This is a genomic window from Acinetobacter sp. 1566109 (assembly GCF_000582255.1).
Lineage (GTDB): Bacteria > Pseudomonadota > Gammaproteobacteria > Pseudomonadales > Moraxellaceae > Acinetobacter > Acinetobacter nosocomialis.
Map to the genome: position 1 here is coordinate 15713 of NZ_JEYB01000013.1, position 13478 is coordinate 29190.

General features: G+C 38.4%; 11 protein-coding genes. 4 read left to right on the plus strand and 7 right to left on the minus strand.

The window, feature by feature from the left end; all coding sequences use genetic code 11:
* The first annotated feature begins 2 nt into the window (after positions 1 to 2).
* The 4 genes from J582_RS11800 (at position 3) to gyrA (ending at position 6015) form a co-directional block, all read left to right on the plus strand.
* Positions 3 to 935 carry an electron transfer flavoprotein subunit alpha/FixB family protein gene (locus J582_RS11800; protein WP_004699815.1) on the plus strand — a complete coding sequence of 311 codons (933 nt, stop codon included), beginning with the start codon at positions 3 to 5 and terminating at the stop codon, positions 933 to 935.
* A gap of 77 nt (positions 936 to 1012) precedes the next feature.
* Positions 1013 to 1855 carry a helix-turn-helix domain-containing protein gene (locus J582_RS11805; RefSeq protein WP_081405530.1) on the plus strand — a complete coding sequence of 281 codons (843 nt, stop codon included), beginning with the start codon at positions 1013 to 1015 and terminating at the stop codon, positions 1853 to 1855.
* Positions 1856 to 1945: 90 nt separating this feature from the next.
* Positions 1946 to 2905 (plus strand): MBL fold metallo-hydrolase, encoded by a 960-nt coding sequence (locus J582_RS11810; protein ID WP_031981947.1) that lies wholly within the window; start codon positions 1946 to 1948, stop codon positions 2903 to 2905.
* A 395-nt stretch (positions 2906 to 3300) separates the two neighbouring features.
* Positions 3301 to 6015: a DNA gyrase subunit A gene (gene gyrA / locus J582_RS11815; RefSeq protein WP_031981949.1), complete on the plus strand. Its 2715-nt coding sequence runs from the start codon at positions 3301 to 3303 to the stop codon at positions 6013 to 6015.
* A 54-nt stretch (positions 6016 to 6069) separates the two neighbouring features.
* Here gyrA and J582_RS11820 read toward each other — a convergent pair whose 3' ends face one another.
* The 7 genes from J582_RS11820 to J582_RS11845 all read right to left on the minus strand — a co-directional run bounded on the left by J582_RS11820 (position 6070) and on the right by J582_RS11845 (position 13476).
* On the minus strand, positions 6070 to 7716 hold the full coding sequence (locus tag J582_RS11820) for an ArnT family glycosyltransferase (protein WP_031981950.1): 1647 nt from the start codon (positions 7714 to 7716) through the stop codon (positions 6070 to 6072).
* Positions 7717 to 7725: 9 nt separating this feature from the next.
* Positions 7726 to 8106 (minus strand): GtrA family protein, encoded by a 381-nt coding sequence (locus J582_RS0104615; protein ID WP_004707438.1) that lies wholly within the window; start codon positions 8104 to 8106, stop codon positions 7726 to 7728.
* A 1-nt stretch (position 8107) separates the two neighbouring features.
* On the minus strand, positions 8108 to 9088 hold the full coding sequence (locus J582_RS11825; RefSeq protein WP_002048490.1) for a glycosyltransferase family 2 protein: 981 nt from the start codon (positions 9086 to 9088) through the stop codon (positions 8108 to 8110).
* Positions 9085 to 9879, minus strand: a complete 795-nt coding sequence (locus tag J582_RS11830) for a ChbG/HpnK family deacetylase (RefSeq protein ID WP_031981951.1) — start codon at positions 9877 to 9879, stop codon at positions 9085 to 9087. Before J582_RS11830 ends, J582_RS11825 begins: the two co-directional genes overlap by 4 nt.
* A 256-nt stretch (positions 9880 to 10135) precedes the next feature.
* Positions 10136 to 11227 (minus strand): ABC transporter permease, encoded by a 1092-nt coding sequence (locus J582_RS11835; protein ID WP_031981953.1) that lies wholly within the window; start codon positions 11225 to 11227, stop codon positions 10136 to 10138.
* Positions 11224 to 12354: an ABC transporter permease gene (locus J582_RS11840; protein ID WP_139841879.1), complete on the minus strand. Its 1131-nt coding sequence runs from the start codon at positions 12352 to 12354 to the stop codon at positions 11224 to 11226. Before J582_RS11840 ends, J582_RS11835 begins: the two co-directional genes overlap by 4 nt.
* A gap of 3 nt (positions 12355 to 12357) precedes the next feature.
* Positions 12358 to 13476, minus strand: a complete 1119-nt coding sequence (locus J582_RS11845) for an HlyD family secretion protein (RefSeq protein WP_031981955.1) — start codon at positions 13474 to 13476, stop codon at positions 12358 to 12360.
* Between the last annotated feature and the right edge of the window lie 2 nt (positions 13477 to 13478).

Below are 13478 nucleotides of genomic sequence, written 5' to 3' on the forward strand. Positions count from 1 at the left end.
TCATGAGTATTTTAGTTATCGCTGATCACAACAACCAGACACTTAACGGTGCTACTTTAAACGTTGTTGCTGCAGCTCAAAAAATCGGTGGTGATATTACTGTATTAGTTGCTGGTTCAGGCGCTCAAGCAGTTGCTGACGCTGCTGCTAAAGTTGCTGGCGTGAGCAAAGTATTGCTTGCTGACAACGCGGCTTATGCAAACCAATTAGCTGAAAACGTAGCTGGTTTAGTTGCTGACTTGGCTAAAGGTTACAAATACGTTTTAGCTGCTTCTACAACGACTGGTAAGAACATTCTTCCACGTGTTGCTGCGCTTCTTGATGTAAGCATGATCACAGACATTATTTCTGTTGAATCTGCGAACACATTCAAGCGTCCAATCTACGCTGGTAACGCGATTGCAACTGTTCAATCTGACGAAGCAATCATTGTTGGTACTGTTCGTGGTACAGCATTTGATCCAGTTGCTGCGGAAGGTGGTTCTGCTGCGATTGAAACAGTTGGCGAAGTAAAAGACGCAGGCATTTCTAAGTTTGTATCTGAAGAAATCGTTAAACTTGATCGTCCAGAATTAACAGCTGCTCGTATTGTTGTATCTGGTGGTCGTGGTGTAGGTTCTGGTGAGAACTACCACAAAGTACTTGACCCATTAGCTGACAAGCTTGGTGCAGCACAAGGTGCTTCACGTGCAGCAGTTGATGCAGGCTTCGTACCTAACGATTTCCAAGTTGGTCAAACTGGTAAAATCGTTGCACCTGAGCTTTACATTGCTGTAGGTATTTCTGGTGCGATCCAGCACTTAGCTGGTATGAAAGATTCTAAAGTTATTGTTGCAATCAACAAAGACGAAGAAGCGCCAATTAACAGCGTTGCTGACTACTGGTTAGTTGGTGATTTGAACGCTGTAGTACCAGAGTTAGTAAGCAAGTTGTAATTTACAGCTTGTCACTTATTCGAAAAACGCCCTTGTGCTATAAATAGCCAAGGGCGTTTTTTATTTAGATCATTATTATGAATATTAATTATTCCGCTTCCATCGAAGCTCATCAATTGCACCAGTCATTGGTGAGATTGGCGCGGGCAGATATGGCACGAGATTATTTATGTATTCGATCTAAAAATCAGTATGGGCTTTCCAATATTAAAGTTAGCCAGTTGCATATGGGATTTATTCTATATGGGCAACAACAATTAAATCTTCAAACAAAACAAATCAATTTTAGTGCTGGTGATCTCTATATTATAAAACCCGATACGGTTATCGATGCAGTTAATCTGCCTGACCCTATAACGGGTGAGTATCTCACTATTCTTGTGCCTATGTGTGACGAAGTCATTCAAGCTGCACAAATGATTTGGGCGAAGCCCGTAGTCGACAGAACAGAAGCAATATTAAAGTTTTCAATTGATGATTTCGCTACCTCTTTAACCGAGTGGCAAACAGCTTTGTTTAATCATGATGTGGTGAAAGCACGTTTATGTATTACCGCTATGCTTGTAAAGTTATGCCAACAGCATTGTTCAGATGTGCTAATTGTACCGCCACCTAAATTGACAAAAATCATTCATGATTGGGTAATAGAGAATCCACAGCACCATTGGCAGTCTAGTGAGTTTGAAATGCGACTAGGTTTGAGTAGTGCAACACTTCGCCGCAAGCTTAGCCATGAAGATACGACCTTAAGAGAAACGATTACGCATGCCCGTCTTACTTATGCACTTGAGTTGTTGTATTCGAAAAAACTACCCATGAAAACCATTGCAGCAAAATCTGGATACCAGTCTGTTGCTATTTTTCGTGATCGCTTTGTAGAGCGTTATGGTATAGATCCAGCTGTTCTAGCTGCCGAATAAGTCAATTTGAGCGTTTCTTATCGCTTATTGAGCGATTTAAACAGATAAAAACCAATAGAGTTAAAGTATGACAATACCAAGGACTCTATGATGAAATCATTAAAATCACTTGCGATATTATTACTGCTGAGTACCAGTACAGTTATACATGCAGAACAAAAGCCAACCGTGCATCAGGTTGATGGTTACTTTTTACAACCAGTAGGAAACCTTAAAGTAACGGCTTTATTTGATGGAGAACTGGGACTACCTCGTAGTGATTTACTGGGTATTTCAGCTGAAAAAGCCAATCGACTGTTTGCAGAAAACTTCGTTCCTATAGATGAACATAATCAGATTGTCACGGATTTCTCCGCCTATCTTGTACAAACACCTACACAAAATATTTTGATTGATGCAGGGACTGCAAAATGTTTTGGCCCAACTTTAGGTCATGTACGTGAAAACTTGAAGAAAGCAGGCGTACAGCCTGAACAAATAGATACGATTTTAATTACACATGCCCATCCCGATCACTTATGCGGTATTACACTTGATGGCAAAATGGCTTATCCAAATGCGAAAGTTTATCTGGCGAAAGAAGATGTCGACTTTTGGACATCATCTGCAAATGAAGCAAAAGCCACCGATTTTTTTAAACCAATATTTAAAATGACGCGTGATGCATTACAGCCATACCAAAAGGCAGGACAGTTAGTTGCTTTTACCAAAGCCACTTTTAACGTACCGAATGTTCAACTCATCGTGACTCATGGTCATACGGAAGGTCATTCTTCATATTTAGTAGATGGACAAAACGGCCAAAAGTTCTTAGGTCTAGGCGATGTGGTGCATTACGGTGCAGTCCAATTTCCTTATCCTGAAGCAAGCTACAAACCCGATACTCATTCGAATCAGGCTATAGCTGTTCGTAAGAGTATCTTTGAACAAGCCTATAAAAACCAATGGTGGGTGGGGGCAGCACATATCGCTTTTCCTGGCATTGGACACATTGGTAAAAGCTCAACAGGATACCAATGGATACCGGCTCAATATCGCTCTGTAAATTGATTCTTTAAAAAGTGTAATTAGCTTTAAAAATAAACTCGGAATCTTTAACTCAAATAGCGCTAAGTTGAGCTAAGACGAAAAGTTAGATTCTTTAAATAGATGAAATGTGTTCTAAAAAGAGCACTTTCATGCTGTTTATATTTTGGTCGAATAATTGAGTTTTAATGAATACATTTAAAAGTAGAAACCTATAATTTTAACTTATTAATTCTAATAGAATTTTTATTGTAAAAAAATGCTATTTTCAGATCGCTAAACTCCCAGTTATCGAGCAATTTATGCTATAGTATACAGCTATATTTTTTTCGATTTTAGTTCACTTTCCGGAACTAAATTTTTTGCAAGATCAAGACATATAAACGGATAGAAATATCTATCTGTAAGAAGGAGTATGCATGAGCGTATCGGAAATCCGACCGATTGCCATTGAGGACGAACTCAAGCATTCATATTTAGATTACGCAATGAGTGTAATTGTATCTCGTGCATTGCCGGATGTGAGAGACGGTCTTAAACCTGTTCACCGTCGTGTGCTTTATGCCATGCACGAATTGGGCAATGACTATAACAAAGCCTACAAGAAATCTGCTCGTGTCGTTGGGGACGTAATCGGTAAATATCACCCGCATGGTGACTCAGCTGTTTATGAAACCATTGTTCGTATGGCTCAAGACTTTAGCTTACGTTATTTATTGGTTGATGGTCAGGGTAACTTCGGTTCGATCGATGGCGATAGCGCCGCGGCGATGCGTTATACCGAAGTCCGTATGACTAAGCTGGCACATGAGCTTCTTGCAGATTTAGAAAAAGACACAGTTGACTGGGAAGATAACTACGACGGTTCGGAACGTATTCCTGAAGTACTTCCGACACGTGTTCCAAACTTGTTAATTAACGGTGCTGCGGGTATTGCTGTAGGTATGGCTACCAACATGGCACCACATAACATGACTGAAGTTGTGAATGCATGTTTGGCTTATGCTAACAATCCGAATATCTCGATTGAAGGGTTGATGGAATATATTACCGGTCCTGACTTCCCTACAGGCGGTATTATTTACGGTAAATCAGGTATTGTTGATGCCTACCGTACCGGTAAAGGTCGTTTGCACATTCGTGGTAAATACCATTTCGAAGAAGATGAAAAGACAGGTCGTACAACCATCGTCTTTACTGAAATTCCATATCAAGTAAACAAAGCAAGAGTGATTGAACGTATTGCTGAGTTAGTAAAAGAGAAAAAACTTGAAGGTATTTCAGAACTTCGTGATGAGTCTGACAAAGAAGGTATGCGTATTGCAATTGACTTGAAACGCGGTGAAAACGCAGAAGTCGTTGTAAATAACTTATTCTTAAATACCCAGCTTGAAAACTCATTCAGCATCAACATGGTTTGTCTAGACAATGGACAACCAAAGTTGATGAATCTGAAAGATATTATTGCGGCATTTATTCGTCATCGCCAAGAAGTTGTGACACGCCGTACCATGTTCGAATTACGCAAAGCGCGTGAACGTGGTCATATCTTGGAAGGTTTGACAGTTGCCTTAGCTAATATTGATGAAATTATTGAAACCATCAAAACTTCTGCTAACCCTGCTGAAGCGCGTGAGCGTTTACTTGCTGGTGAGTGGGCAGGTGGTGGTGTTGTTTCATTACTTGAAAAAGCAGGTGCTATTTCTGTTCGTCCAGATGAAATTGAAGGTGAAGATCCAAATCGTCCATTTGGTCTAAGCGATTCAATTTACCGCTTATCTCCGACACAAGTAGGCGCAATTTTAGAATTACGTTTACACCGTTTAACAGGTCTGGAACAAGACAAGTTACACGCAGAATATACTGAAATTTTAGGTCAAATTGCTGAACTTACAGCAATTTTAAACGACTTCAACTTGTTGATGGGCGTTATTCGTGAAGAGTTAGCACAAGTATTACAACAATATGGCGATGCACGTCGTACTGAAATTGTTGAATCTCGTGTTGATTTTTGCCGTGAAGATTTGATTCCGGAAGAGCAAGTTGTATTAACTGTTTCACAAACGGGTTATGCAAAAACTCAACCACTTTCAGACTATCAGGCACAGCGTCGCGGTGGACGTGGTAAGTCTGCAACCTCAATGAAAGATGATGACTTTATTCAACATCTGATTGTGGCATCGAATCACGCGACTGTACTTTGCTTTACCAATGTAGGTAAAGTGTACCGTCTAAAAGTATTTGAGGTTCCTCAAGCATCACGTGGGGCAAAAGGTCGCCCAATCGTGAACTTGTTACCTCTAGATGCAACAGAAACAGTAACTGCAATCTTGCCGTTAACAGAGTTCCCAGAAAACCACTATGTGTTTATGGCTACAGCTTCTGGTACGGTTAAGCGTGTTGAGTTAGAACAATTTGCAAACATTCGTTCAAATGGTCTACGTGCTATTGAGCTTAATGAAGAAGATACCTTAATTGGTGTTGCGATTACTGATGGTAATCAGCAAATCATGTTGTTCTCTAACGAAGGTAAGGCAATTCGTTTTGCTGAAACTGACGTACGTGCAATGGGTCGTACAGCTAAAGGTGTACGTGGTATGCGCGTGAGCTTTGCTAGCAGTATCCTAAGTGAAGAAGATGCAGATGTAGAAAATGATGAATCAGATGATAATGATGATTCAGCAGATTCGAATCTAGTAAGTCGTATCGTATCGCTTGTCGTTGTACCTGAAACAGGTGAAGTACTGTGTGCGAGTGCCAACGGTTACGGTAAACGTACTCCTGTAAATGACTTCCCAACCAAGAAACGTGGTGGTAAGGGCGTTATTGCAATTAAAACAAGTGAACGTAACGGTGAGCTAGTTGGTGCAGTTTCTATTGATGAAACTAAAGAATTATTGTTGATTTCTGATGGTGGTACGCTTGTTCGTACACGTGCAGCAGAAGTTGCAATGACAGGCCGTAATGCTCAAGGTGTTCGTCTCATCCGTTTAAGTGAAGAAGAAACCCTCGTTGGTGTAGTTTCAATTGAAGCTGTAGAAGACGAAGAAGAACTTCTTGAAGGCGAAGTAGATACGACTGAAACTGATAGCGAAGAAGTTGTATCTAATAATGAAGATACTTCTGAAGAGTAAAACGTTTTAAAATAAAAAAGGAAGCCTAGGCTTCCTTTTTTATTTCTCGTCTATTTATTTTGCTGGATGGAAAATAAATACATCATAGTTTCGGTAATGTAGAGTTTTTACCGATGGGTCTTTAGTCGAAAAATTATTTGGTTGACTTACCACGATTAGATCTTGCTTTTGAGATAAAGCATCTTTGAGCTGCTGTTCGCTCCACAAATACTTTTTAAGTTGGGGCTCAAATAACAAGCCATCTTTAATTTCTAAAGAAGCACTATCGGAATGGACACTATCCCATTCATTTACAATATAGACAGGCTGTTTAAGCTTTAAAAGGAATGGCACATCATAAAAATAGTAATTGTAGAAAACTATTTTTGTAGATGGAGTAATGTACTCAGCAAAATCTGTTTGGCCAACATTATTTTTGGTATCTAAAATACGAACGGCAAAAGGAACAGAGCTACATAAAACAATTAAACTTATAAAAATATAGTTTAAATAGCTCACTTTTTGCTTTTTGTATAACCACACTAAAACCAGTGGGAGCACAATTAACAGCGCACCAATGGTATAAATAAATACAGCTTCGTGTTGGAAAAAGGGTTGATTTGCACGAATAAAACGAGGTGTAGCAGCAATACCAATTCCAAGAAGTATAATAAATACAGGAGTACCCCAAATCTGTAATTTGGTTTTATAACTGCTTTCAAGAATCTTATTCATCACAAGTGCTAAGAAAATAGCAAGAGGTGGCACAGCAGGTAAAATATAGCCCGCTAGTTTAGATGGAGGAATAGAGAAGAAAACCGTAACAGAAATAAACCACCATACAAGCAGGGCAAATACACCTGATTGCTTATAGTCTTTAAAAATGGCCTTAATAGCCTCAAATCTACTCGCAAAAAACCATGGTAAGCAGCTGACAAATAAAATAAGCAGATAGAAACACCATGGTTGTTTATTATTAAATTCTTTTGAACTAAATCGACTAAATTGTTGGTCAATAAAGAAGTAATGTAAAAATTGAGGATATTTACTTTGTACTGCATAGAGCCATGGACTAATGATGAGCAAAAATAGCAAGATCGCCAATGGATTAAGAAGCGAAGGTATTTTCTTCCATTGTTTTGTGTAGAGTAGCCACGGCAACAGGATCATACCTGGAATGAGAACGCCAATGAGACCTTTACTTAGAAAAGCAGCTGCACCAGCGATGTAACCTAAAAATAAAATAGGTTTACGTGCAGAAATGGTGAAATCAGCAAAGCATAAAACACTAATCGTAATCCATGAGGCTACTAGTAAATCATGGTTAATATATTGACTACTGCCAAAAAAAAGCAGGTTGGTCGCTAAAATGATAACCGTAAGCTGTGCTACGCCTTCCGAAATATGCTTTTTTACAAATAAGAATAGTCCCACTAACATGAGGGTACCAGCTAAAACAGGTACTAACCGTAATACCCATACATGTACGCCAAAAAGCTCCATAAAAATAGAACTTAACCAGTGTAGTAGAGGGGGTTTATGCATGAAAGGCAAACCATCGATTCGTGGAGTTAACCAATCTCCAGACTCGACCATAGCTCGGCTAATATCTCCATAGCGTCCTTCATCAGGTACAGATAGAGGTCTTATCCAAGAAAGAAGAAGTAACCAAAACGGTAAAAAAAATAATAAAAATTTGGAATTACGAAGCCATTGCTGCATACACAATCCTTAATGTTGAAATGCAAAAAAACGGTTAAGCAAGAAAGTCACGACAGAGGTCAGAACAATTGCAATACACACTAAGGTTGAAACAGGGACATTAAAATAGAGGTTCGAGAGTAGAAGAAAACTTTCATTAAATAAAAAACCTAAGCCTGCAACCAATGTGAATTTTGGTAGAGTCTGACGATGATCAAGATGCTGTGCTTTGAAAGTAAAAATACGATGCCCGAAATAGCTCACCCAATAGGCAACTAAAAATGCGAGTAAATTGGCGTATTGCAGTGCAACATGCTTCTTAAACAGAAGCATGGCGACACTATAGTGAGTAAGTGCTGCTGCGGCTCCGGTAGTAGCAAACCGCGTGAGCTGAAGAATATGAGCAAACATGTTAGAAACTAGAGAAAGTATTTTCCGGCTTTGTGATAGATTTTTCTTGTTTAATACGAGAATGTTCGGATGCAACAATATATTTTGGTCTATTTTTTACTTCAGCGTAAATACGACTAATATATTCACCAACAATACCTAGAAATAACAACTGTATACCGCCAAGTAAAGTCATACCTGCTGCAAGTGTTGCCCAACCTGGGACAGAAATTCCTTCGATCAACGTTTTAATGATGATCCATACGCCGTAACCCATAGCACCTAAAGCCAGAATTGCGCCTAAATAAATACAGATGCGTAAAGGTAAATCTGAAAAACCAGTTAAACCTGACATAGCCAAGTTAAATAGAGATTTTACGTTAAAACTAGAACGGCCGTGCTGACGTTCCTGTTCAGAAAAATTAACGCCTATACTTTTAAAACCAACCCAAGCATATAGGCCTTTCATATAGCGATTTTTTTCTGGCAATTGTTTAATTGCTTCAACAACTTTTGCGTCTAATAGACGAAAGTCTCCAGCACTTTCTGGAATATCGATCGGTGAGCTTAAGTTTAATATACGATAGTAACCTTGAGTTAAAACACGTTTAAGCCAAGATTCAGTGGAGCGATTACGAATGCCATACACCATGTCATAACCATTTTTCCAAAGGTTGATCATGGTTGGAATTGCTTCAAATGGGTGTTGAAAATCCGCATCAATTAGTAAAGTAACTTCGCCTGTCACATGATCTAAACCAGCACTTAAAGCTGCTTCTTTACCAAAGTTGCGTGAAAGTTCAAGCACAACTAAGGGATAGTCATCAATCATTGTTTGCAAAATTGGAATAGTATCGTCCTTACTTCCATCATCGACCACAATAATTTCATAGCTAAGATTTTGCTGTTTTAGACTATTTGCTAAAGCAGGAATAAAAGTTTTTAAATTTTCTGCTTCGTTATAAGCTGGAACAACGCAGGATAAAAATGGTTTTGTGTTCATTGCATTGCCCCTAGTCTAGTGAGCTGGATACCATATTGCTGACAATCAATTTGAAACTGATCCGAACTAAAATATTCATATTCTTGTATTCGGGCGTGCTGAATCGGATCTTGATCATTTGATTCTGCAAGTGCTGGATGGCACATTATCAGTAAATGGTCTTTTGCATGTGCAAGCCAGTATTGATTGAGTTCGCCATAATCAGTTTGCTTAAAATCATAAATACCAGCAAATTGGTCGTTCTGATTAAATTGATATGTTTGACATGCTTTTGCCAAAGAGTTAGAACCAAGTGCAGAGAGCACACGAGTCTTAAAACGATAGTGAGGTAAATCTATCGGATGTTGTAAATTTCGAATCCAACCCGTAAATTTTTTCTCTTTTAACAATTGCAGCAAAATATCGCGTATAAACGGAAATTGATGAATATGTTGATGTCCATCAATAAAGTCTGGCTGTTTTCCCATGGCTGAAACAAATAAGTCCCATTGCTCTTCAATACATTTCGTAATTAATTCACGATTCAGGCTTGAAGACCATGCACGTAAAATAAGCATAGGTAAGGAAAAAACAGTATTACCTGAAGCGAATTGATGGGTAAGATTTAAATGCAAACCGATATCAATTTGATCGCTAAAAGGTTTTAATTTGGCAGCAGCAGTTTCCCACAATTCAGATTGGGTCATACATGAGGTTGCCTGTAGGGCACCTTGTTCAATGAGTTGAATAATTGCGTCTGATATTTCTGCATTCATTGCAAAGTCATCTGCGCAATAACACACTTTTGCCATATCCAGATTCCGTCATAGGCAGGATTACAGAATACTCTGCGTAGCTGCTGAAAAACTATACTAATTACTATGGAGAAAATTTCTTAATTTCAACTTAAAGTTTTCTTAAGGTTTCATGACAATTGATACAAATTAATACTTTGAATTTATTTGTTTTTTTAGATTTTTTTGGTCAATTATTTAAGAAATAAGCTTTAACTATAAGATTTTATAGTAAATAAAAATATAATTTATGCACATTTATGAATCCTTAAATTTATTTGGAATTTTTTAAACGTGAATGAGCAATAATTAAAAAAATGATTCCAATTGTTGCAAGAAAAATCAATTTAGGAATCACAACATTTAAAGGAACACCCATTTGGTTAAGCTGTACAAACATTTGTACACCGTTTGTAGAAGGTAAGCACCAAGCAAACCATTCTAGCCATTCAGGCATGGCATGGTGGGGCCATGCGGTACCAGTTAATAAGAAAAGAGGAACTGAACTAAATACGATAATATGTCCGGCACGTTCAGGCATATCTAAAAGTGAACCAACTAACATGCCTAATCCAATCACACAACTAATAAAAATAGGAACCGCGACGAATAAACCAATAAAGTTTCCACCATGTGGGTAGTCGTTGAACCACAAGGTAAAACCAAAAAGATAAAAGCTGCTTAAACAACCAATAGTAAACAGGCTGGCAAAAATTCCAGCAAAGCGAATAGACGTAATTTTTTCATGCTGTTCGCGGTAGCTTGCAATCAGCATGGCTAAACCTAATACAATCGTTTGGTGAATAATGAGTGTTGCAACTGCTGGAAAAATATAGCTTCCATAACCTGAAAGGGGGTTAAATAAAGGAACTTGATGAATAGAAAGAGCTGGTTGGAAATGTGTACGTTCTCCAAATTTTTCAACATATTCTTTTAATGTAGCTTCAATAGATGTAGCAAGACCTAACCCAATTTCTTTAGTTTTTAAGAAGTTGGTTGTACTTAAGTACAAGCCAATTCCACCAGTTTCTCCGCGGCGTAGGCTCTGTGTTAAGTTGTTGGGTAAAAGCAAAATACCATCTGCTTTTTGCTCGCGAACCATTTGCTCAGCTTGGAGAAAATTAGCAGTCACATTAACAATTTTAACGTGCGGACTATTGCTTGCTTGTCCAATAATTTGAGAGCTTAAAAGACTCTGTTCTTCATCAACCACGACAATTGGAATTGATTCGGCACGTTCAGCTTTATAAGCAGTTGGATAAAAAAAGCTATAAAGAATGACTGATAAAATCAGTGTCGTGAAAACCGAACTGTTACCAACAATATCTTTAAACGTTTGGGCATAAGCCTTTAAGAACTCTTTCATTGCGCTGCCCCCCGAACTAGTTTTTTAAGCAGCAAGGAACTCAAAATGAAATAAATAAGGCAGTAGCCAATCAGTATTAAAAAAGGCGTCATTGAAATAAAGAGTGGACTTCCAATCACCCATTGTTCGGTTTGGAGCTTTGCATAAGGTGTATATGGAATAATTAAAGACCAAAATTTAGTGAAAATCGGTGCATTATTTAAAGGTAGGGTAACCCCTGCAAAACTTAAAGAAGACCCGCCGTATACTGCAATAAAGCCAAAAGTTTTACTTAAATTTTTGGTGGCTAAAATGACAGTACTACTAATGAGTGCATAAGAAAAATAAAGCAAAAACTGGGCAGCTAATAAAAGACTAAGAGAACCTGCTACAAACCAACCTCGAATCTCAACGAGCCAAAACATCCATAACCAAGTCCAGAGACAAAAAATAAAGCTATAAAGTAAATTTTTAGCCAGTAAGCCGCGAATAAAATTTTCACGGTTGACCCACTGGGTTAATGTGCCGCGTTTAAGCTCTTGTCCAATAGCAAAAGCCACACAACAACAGAGTAATAGATGCAAAACAGCAGGAACCATGAAAGGTTCTAAATAAAATTCATAGCTCATACTTGGGTTATAGAGTGTTGAAATTTTGACATGTGCTGTAGGGACATCTAAATAAGGAATATTATTTGCAAGATAACTCTGGCCTGCATAGTCTGCTAAAGCATTTAGTGTACTGACTAGCATTGCTGAGGAAATCGTATTTCCTACGCTAAAAAATGACTGATTAAAAGCAATACTGATTTGTGCATCTTGAGCTTTTACAAAACGTTTTTCAGCGCCGTCAGGAATAAAAACATAGCCCCAAATTTTGGTTTCATTGAGTAGTTTTTCAGCTTCGGTCGAGCTTGTAGTAATTGTTTTAACATCTACCGTATGATTTAACGAAAGATACTTTTCAATATTGCGGCTCAGCTCACTTTGATCCTGATCAATAATCGCGATAGGTAAATGTTCAGCCTTACCTGCATAAAACATGCTGCTAAACAAAAAAATGATAAAAGCAGGGATAAGTGTCACCATACACAAATCCCATTTATTGCTTCTTAGATAGTTTAGTTCACGTAATATACTGGCAAACATGCTTTATTTTTCTTCTTTAATTTTAAATAGAACACTCATGCCAACTTTTAAATCTTTGACAGGACGCTCAGGTACCAAATGCAATTTAAAGCTACGGATATCATAACCGCCGGTTTGACGTGTGGTTTTAATGGTGGCAAATTCACCTTCGGCATCAATATTTTTCACTTTAAACATTACGGTTTGGTTCAGCGCAGGAATGAATCCCTCTAGCGTTTTGTTTTTATAAACAGAAGCGTACTGATTTTCACCGACATTTAAACTCACCCACAAATCATCATCTTCTAAAATGCTGACAACCGGTACACCCATCGCAACGAGTTCAGAAGGTTTGCCATAAGTTTTTGAAACTGTACCTGAAATAGGAGCGAGTAGGCGGGTTTCTGCCTCAAGTGCTTGAGCTTCACTGACTGCTGCTTTGGCAATATCAACTTGTGCATCTGCTGTAGATTTCTGCTGACTGGTACTTCCGCGCTTTGCTCGAGCATATTGTTGATAAGCTGCTTCACTTAACTCTTGAGCAGAGGTTTGTGCAGCTAACATCTCATCTCGTCTTTGACGAGAAATAACACCTTGTCTATATAAATTTTCACCACGTTGATAAGTGGTTTTTGCAAGGTTCGCTTGAGCTTTCATACTTTGCCAGTTGGCATAAAGAGTATCAATATTTTCCTGCTGCGAACCACGGTCTACAGTAGACTGAAAAGCTAAAGCTGATTGTAGGGTAGCTAAAGCTTGCTGCTTTTTAGCTTCAATTTCTGGGCTGACTAAACGAACCAGAGGTTGTCCTTTAGAAACTTTTTGGCCTTCTTGCACATAAATTTCTTCAATACGACTTGGAACTTTAGTACTGACGTGAATCGTTTCAGCCTCAACTCTGCCTTGTAACTCAATAGGCTTAGGTTGATAACTTTTCCATAAACCGAAAATGATTAGCCCTAATAGAGCAATAATGACCACCGCAATAATTAGTTTAATTTTTGAACTTTTAGGCGGTTGAGAACTTTTACTCGTTTTTACTTCTTGCGCATTGTCGGTTTGAGTGTTCTGCTGATTTTGGTTAGTTTCTGCCGTATCCGCAACAGGAGAATTTTGTTCTGAATGAGCTGAGTCTTGATTCATGT

Excerpts from the sequence above, each read along its gene's own strand:
- J582_RS11800 (WP_004699815.1), top strand. The coding sequence starts at position 3 with ATGAGTATTTTAGTTATCGCTGATCACAACAACCAGACACTTAACGGT.
- J582_RS11805 (WP_081405530.1), top strand. The coding sequence starts at position 1,013 with ATGAATATTAATTATTCCGCTTCCATCGAAGCTCATCAATTGCACCAG.
- J582_RS11810 (WP_031981947.1), top strand. The coding sequence starts at position 1,946 with ATGAAATCATTAAAATCACTTGCGATATTATTACTGCTGAGTACCAGT.
- gyrA (WP_031981949.1), top strand. The coding sequence starts at position 3,301 with ATGAGCGTATCGGAAATCCGACCGATTGCCATTGAGGACGAACTCAAG.
- J582_RS11820 (WP_031981950.1), bottom strand. The coding sequence starts at position 7,716 with ATGCAGCAATGGCTTCGTAATTCCAAATTTTTATTATTTTTTTTACCG.
- J582_RS0104615 (WP_004707438.1), bottom strand. The coding sequence starts at position 8,106 with ATGTTTGCTCATATTCTTCAGCTCACGCGGTTTGCTACTACCGGAGCC.
- J582_RS11825 (WP_002048490.1), bottom strand. The coding sequence starts at position 9,088 with ATGAACACAAAACCATTTTTATCCTGCGTTGTTCCAGCTTATAACGAA.
- J582_RS11830 (WP_031981951.1), bottom strand. The coding sequence starts at position 9,879 with ATGGCAAAAGTGTGTTATTGCGCAGATGACTTTGCAATGAATGCAGAA.
- J582_RS11835 (WP_031981953.1), bottom strand. The coding sequence starts at position 11,227 with ATGAAAGAGTTCTTAAAGGCTTATGCCCAAACGTTTAAAGATATTGTT.
- J582_RS11840 (WP_139841879.1), bottom strand. The coding sequence starts at position 12,354 with ATGTTTGCCAGTATATTACGTGAACTAAACTATCTAAGAAGCAATAAA.
- J582_RS11845 (WP_031981955.1), bottom strand. The coding sequence starts at position 13,476 with ATGAATCAAGACTCAGCTCATTCAGAACAAAATTCTCCTGTTGCGGAT.